This window comes from Agromyces sp. P1_H4 (assembly GCF_056405255.1).
Window position 1 is genome coordinate 1 of record NZ_JBFUCL010000579.1, and the last position, 995, is coordinate 995.

At 74.4% G+C, this 995-nt stretch carries 1 protein-coding gene; it reads left to right on the forward strand.

Going from position 1 to position 995, the window contains the following annotated elements:
• On the forward strand, positions 1 to 902 hold a 902-nt coding region (locus AC1DY2_RS20110; protein ID WP_476764024.1), incomplete at its 5' end, for an N-acetylglucosamine-6-phosphate deacetylase.
• Between the last annotated feature and the right edge of the window lie 93 nt (positions 903 to 995).

Genomic DNA, 995 nt, shown 5'->3' on the forward strand with positions numbered 1-995 from the left:
CGCTCGCCGTGCACACGGCGCACGGCACCACGCGATCGGTGCTCTCACTCGTCACGGCACCCGTCGACGTGCTCGCAGGGCACCTGCGGACGATCGCCGCCGTCGCGGCATCCGACCCGCGCGTGCTCGGCGCGCACCTCGAGGGCCCGTTCCTCGACCACGAGTTCCGCGGCGCGCACGACCCCGCGCTGCTGCGCACGGCCGACCCGGCCGCGGTCGACCTGCTGCTCGAGGCATCCGCGGGCTCGCTGCGGCAGGTGACGATCGCCCCCGAGCACACCGGCGCGGCCGAGGCGATCGCCCGCTTCGTCGACGCGGGCGTCGCCGTGGCGATCGGCCACACCGGCGCGGACTTCGCGACGTCGCTCGCCGCGTTCGAGGCGGGCGCGACGATCCTCACGCACGCGTTCAACGGCATGCGCGGCATCCACCATCGCGCACCCGGTCCCGTCGTCGCGGCGATGCACGCCGACCACGTGACGCTCGAGATCATCAACGACGGCGTGCACGTGCATCCCGACGTCGTGCGACTCGCGTTCTCGGGCGCACCCGGACGGGTCGCGCTCGTCACCGACGCCATGGCTGCCGCCGGGTCAGACGACGGCGTCTACCAGCTCGGGTCGCTCGAGGTCATCGTCGAGGGCGGCATCGCCCGGCTCTCGCAGGGCGGCTCGATCGCCGGGTCGACGCTCACGCAGGATGTCGCGCTGCGGCGCGCGGTGATCGACAGCGGCATCGCGTTCGACGAGGCCGTCGGCGCACTCACCGTGACCCCCGCGGCCGCCATCGGCCGTGCGCACGACCTCGGCCGACTGGACGTCGGCTATGCCGCGGACGCGGTGCTGCTCACCGACGAGCTCGCCGTCGATGCGGTGTGGGGCGCGGGCGCGCGACTCGCCTGAACCGGTGCGGGGCGGCATCCTGGGGCACCGTCGTGGCGTGCCATCGTGAGCGCCGAAACCGGTGCGGGGTCCGGATGCGTGCTCCCCTTCGCC